Genomic DNA, 4144 nt, shown 5'->3' on the forward strand with positions numbered 1-4144 from the left:
ACTGCTGGGCGTACCAACGTCCCTTGCCGTTAGTTCGGGGCAGCTGCTGTCTGAGAAGCAGAAAGCTCGACCCGCGAGGGAAGAATCTCCCTGCTGCAGCTGGGGGAGAAGTCAACTCCACCGCGCCCTACTACGCGCGCTTGGCTCTTGCTCACATCCGGTGGTGACGTTAAGTAGCTGTCGTGGCTGACGGTAACCTTGCCAGTCCCGCATGGGCGAAGCGACTGTCGACACCGTTCATGCCCAGCTCGACGACGCGTCTGCGACTGCTCTCGCCGGGGCTCCGACCTGGCAAATTAAGGGTGACGCTCTGTCACTATCGGATGTGAGCCAGAGCCGTTGGCTGGGCAGACCCTGTTCCGGTCGCGCTCGGCCAACCTGCGCCTTCTGCTCGTCCTTGACGACGTGAACCGGCCCCCAGGTTCGTGCGCTGATCCCCAAGGGGCCGGGCAGCGCAGTGCTGGTCACGAGTCAGGGCAAGTGCCGGACCGCGATAGGGACATGCGGCCCGGTACCTGAGCACTTGAGGGGCGCCGCACCGCGGACGCAGCACGGAACCGGGTGTACGGGGGTGCTAGAAGTGCCGCAGGCGCAGCAGGAACTGGCAGCCGCCGGAGCGGCCGTCGGTGTCGATTTTGACCGTGACCGGAGTGCCGACGAAGGCCGAGCGGTACTGGCCCGCGGGCAGAGCGTCCGGGCACTGGCCCGCGTCGCCGTCAGGGTAGAACTGGACGTCGAGGACGGCTCTGCCTGTCACGGTGAAGGTGAGGTTGCACCAGCCCGGCCGGTCGTCGGTGTCGACCCTGACGGCCTGCCCGAACACCTGGATCGGCAGGATCGGCATCGCGTAGGTGCCCTGGTAGTTTCCGCACTGACCGGCGTCACCGCCGCTGCTGGGCTGGAGTGAGTAGCTGATGGAGGAGCCGGCGAGGGTGCCGTCCGGGTCGTAGACTCCGAACGCCAGCTGGCATCCGCCGGAACGGTTGTCGGTGTCAAAGCGGATGGCCTGCGTCCAGTCCGGCGAGGCAGCCCACTGCTCCCCGGTCGTCCCGCCGCACTGGCCCGGATCACCGTCGGCGTTGAACTGGACGCCGAGCTGCGGAGCGACGGTGAGCGGGGCCGCCTCCGTCGCGTACGCCGCCGTACCGGACAGTCCAACGGCCATCAATGCGCCCGCGGCCGAGGCGCAGGCCAGCGTTCTCAGACGTCCGGCCATTCGTAATCCACGCATATGAGAGTTTCCTCCAAGGATTCGTGGGCACGACGGCTGGGCCGCCGCGCCGCTGCCGTGTGCCGGCCGGCCGGGCACGCCCGGCTGGTCCAGACCGAAGTATGGGCGCTGGCGCCCCCGCTCGTATCGCCGTGAACACGCCAACCTTTGAGCCCAGTGCAACAGCCGAGGCAGTGGGTTCCCGGTCGTGAGCGGCCTGAACATGGCTACTGGGCTAGCTAGCGTCTCGCTCCTTCGGTGTCGCCCAAGTAGCTTGTTGAGACCTGGCCGCGCACGAGCCCGGTTGGGCGAGTTCGTGCAGGTCGATCGCGATGACCTCCGGCTGGTGCATCCTGTTCGACATCCCGTTGCCACCATCGAGCCACAGAACGCCTCCCCCGGCCGCGTGGTGCGGCGGGACATTGAGCCTTTTCAGAGCGGCCACCGGATGGGTGACGAGGCCGGCACCCGCAACGCACGAGGCTCCCGTTCCGTTGAGAGAGGTGTTCGACGTCTCAACTCAGCAGCGCGGGAGCCTCATTGGTCCCATATCCTGCCGCACTCGACCTGCCTCACGCTCTGGTCGAGTGGGTAACCATGCTCATCGTCACCCGTGAGGGTGACCGTCGCTGCAAGCTCCCGCCGCACCAGCGTGCTCTCGTCGCCCTGGACTACCTCTGGCGGCACGACACCCTCATGCAGCTCGCCGCGGGCTTCGGCATATCGGTCGGCACCGCCCACGCCTACGTCACGACAGTCCTCCTGCACCTGGCGGACAAGGCGCCGGGCCTGCTGAAGGTGCTGCGTGAGACGGATCCCGACTACGCGCTCCTGGACGGCACCCTCGCCGAGTGCGACCGGGTCGGCGACGAGCAGGCCGACTACTCCTCCAACCACAAACGGCACGGAGTGAACGTGCAGGTCGTCACAGATCCGGCCGGGGAGATCCTGTGGCCATCGGCGGCGCTGCCGGGCCGGACCCACGACCTGACGGCCGCCCGCACCCACAAGATCATCCGAATCTGAGAGCGTCAGGGCGTCCCGATCCTCGCCGACATGGCCTACACCGGAGCCGGAGACTGGGTCACCACCGCCTAGCGCCGCCCGCCCAACGGCGAACCCACCCCCACCGAGCGGACCGTCAACCGGGCCCTGTCCGCGGCCCGGACAGCCCGTCGAACGCGAAGTCGCCCGACTGAAGTCCTGACGGATCTTCCGCAGAGCGCGTTGCAGCCCCAACCTCATGGCCGTCATCGCCAAAGCCGTCCTCACTCTGGAGAGGCAACGCTGAAAGAGCTCATTGTCCGTGAGGTCCATGAGCTGACGCCGACCCGCGAGCAGCTGCTCGCCGAAGGCTTCAGCATGGTCTACCTGGCCTCCGAACTCGTCCTACCGGGCGTAGCGGCTCAAACCGTAGAGACAGCCTGATCCGTGTTTCATTCGACAGGGAGCTCTCACGATTGCAACCGTTTGGCGCCACCACAAGATGGTGTCTAATCTGGTGGCATGACGACGATGACGATCCGGTTTCCGGACGACCTGACACCTGCGATCAAGGACTGTGCTCAGGCCGCCGGCCTCTCGGTCAACGCCTACGTGGTGCGCGCCGCCCGCCGCTCCGCCACCCTCGACGCTGGCCGGCAGCTCGCTGCGCTCGGCCTCGGCGATGATCTTGCGGGTGAGGGCGACACTCTGTGAACCGCGGTGAAATCTGGACTCTGGCCGACGGCCGCAACGTCCTGATCATCAGCCTGACCGGCTTGGAAGAGACGTACGGCGCGGTGCTCGTGATCGTGCTGCACGACAGCGGCAAGTACCCGGATACCGCCATGTCGGTGGTGATCGGTGACCCGATCCCGTGCACCGCGGTCGCCGTCAACATCACCCAGTTGCGGGTCAACCGGTTCGAGGGCGCGAAGCTCCTCGGCCCCGTTTCCCCTGCGGCAATGGCTCGGGTGGACCAGGCCCTGCGTGCCGTCCAAGACCTGTAGGACCACGACCAAACACGGCGCTCGCCCCGGGGCAGCATCCCGGGGCGAGCGCCGTTGTCCATTGTGGCGGAGCGGGGAACAGATCCGCAGTACAGACGCAGCCGCCACCGCTGCAACTCAGAACCCAACGCCGCCGCGGAGTCCGGTGCCGGCTTCGCCTTCCTGTCCGGCCGGGTCAGCGACCGCCGCCTGCGGCGGTGAGCTCCCTGAATACCGTGCTCACGCATCAGACGGGCGACCCGTTTGCGGTTCACGCACCGCCCCAGGCGCCGCAGTTCGGCATGGATGCGCGGGACGCCGTAGGTCTGGCGGGAGGCGACGTGGATGACGGCGATCTCGTGCACCAGGGCTTGGTCGGCGGCCCGGGACTTCGCCGCGGCGAGCCAGGCGTAGAACGAGGAACGGGCCACCTGCAGCAGTCGACAGAGGAAAGCGACGCCGTGGGTGGTCTTCTCCGCCTCGATGAACGCGTACGTGTCGTTCACCGATCGCTCTCCTTCGCGAAGAAGACCGCGGCTTTTCGCAGCACCTCGATCGTCTTGGCCTGCTCGGCGTTCTGCCGACGCAACCGCTTGAGCTCCTCACGCTCGGCCGTGGTGAGCTCACCCGGGGCGCCCTCGCCCCGGTCTGCCTTGGCCTGGCGGTACCAGCCGCGCAGGGACTCCGAGCTGATGCCGAGCTCCCGGGCCACCGCGGTGACCGTCTTGCCCGAGGAGTCGACGAGCGCGATCGCGTCCCGCTTGAACTCCTCGGTGTACCGCTTCGTGTACTTGCTTCCCACCTGGTGCTACTTCCTCTGGAATCTCAGGTCCCAGTCTCCAGGTGTCCACGATCAAGGGGAAGGCTCAGACCGACACCGCACCGCCACCGGGGCTCGCACCGCGAGCCCCGGGCGAGCAGCCGTGATAGCCGTCGATGGCAAAGCACTCAAGGGGTCATCTCG

The 4144-nt window shown here is 67.3% G+C and carries 4 protein-coding genes and 2 pseudogenes; 3 read left to right on the top strand and 3 right to left on the bottom strand.

What is annotated here, in order from left to right; all coding sequences use genetic code 11:
- Positions 1-574: 574 nt before the first annotated feature.
- Entirely contained in the window at positions 575-1216 is a 642-nt protein-coding gene (locus tag ACIRVK_RS45240; RefSeq protein ID WP_404257971.1) for a hypothetical protein, read from the bottom strand.
- Positions 1217-1750: 534 nt separating this feature from the next.
- Between ACIRVK_RS45240 and ACIRVK_RS45245 the strand changes: the two are divergent.
- The 3 genes and pseudogenes from ACIRVK_RS45245 to ACIRVK_RS45255 all read left to right on the top strand — a co-directional run bounded on the left by ACIRVK_RS45245 (position 1751) and on the right by ACIRVK_RS45255 (position 3201).
- Positions 1751-2501: pseudogene (locus ACIRVK_RS45245) on the top strand (transposase family protein).
- A 215-nt stretch (positions 2502-2716) separates the two neighbouring features.
- The gene (locus tag ACIRVK_RS45250; protein ID WP_404257973.1) at positions 2717-2908 is read left to right on the top strand and encodes a toxin-antitoxin system HicB family antitoxin; all 192 of its coding nucleotides are present in this window, start codon (positions 2717-2719) and stop codon (positions 2906-2908) included.
- The gene (locus ACIRVK_RS45255; protein WP_404257975.1) at positions 2905-3201 is read left to right on the top strand and encodes a hypothetical protein; all 297 of its coding nucleotides are present in this window, start codon (positions 2905-2907) and stop codon (positions 3199-3201) included. Before ACIRVK_RS45250 ends, ACIRVK_RS45255 begins: the two co-directional genes overlap by 4 nt.
- A gap of 197 nt (positions 3202-3398) precedes the next feature.
- Here the strand turns inward: ACIRVK_RS45255 and ACIRVK_RS45260 are convergent.
- Both ACIRVK_RS45260 and ACIRVK_RS45265 read right to left on the bottom strand, forming a co-directional pair.
- Positions 3399-3686 (bottom strand): annotated as a pseudogene (locus ACIRVK_RS45260) (IS3 family transposase); the annotation flags it as partial.
- Positions 3683-3982 carry a transposase gene (locus tag ACIRVK_RS45265; RefSeq protein WP_404257977.1) on the bottom strand — a complete coding sequence of 100 codons (300 nt, stop codon included), beginning with the start codon at positions 3980-3982 and terminating at the stop codon, positions 3683-3685. The gene ACIRVK_RS45265 and the pseudogene ACIRVK_RS45260, both read right to left, overlap by 4 nt.
- Positions 3983-4144: the final 162 nt, after the last annotated feature.

Origin of the sequence: Streptomyces sp. NPDC101152, from assembly GCF_044768275.1 — a bacterium.
GTDB lineage: Bacteria > Actinomycetota > Actinomycetes > Streptomycetales > Streptomycetaceae > Streptomyces.

Excerpts from the sequence above, each read along its gene's own strand:
- ACIRVK_RS45240 (WP_404257971.1), bottom strand. The coding sequence starts at position 1,216 with ATGGCCGGACGTCTGAGAACGCTGGCCTGCGCCTCGGCCGCGGGCGCA.
- ACIRVK_RS45250 (WP_404257973.1), top strand. The coding sequence starts at position 2,717 with ATGACGACGATGACGATCCGGTTTCCGGACGACCTGACACCTGCGATC.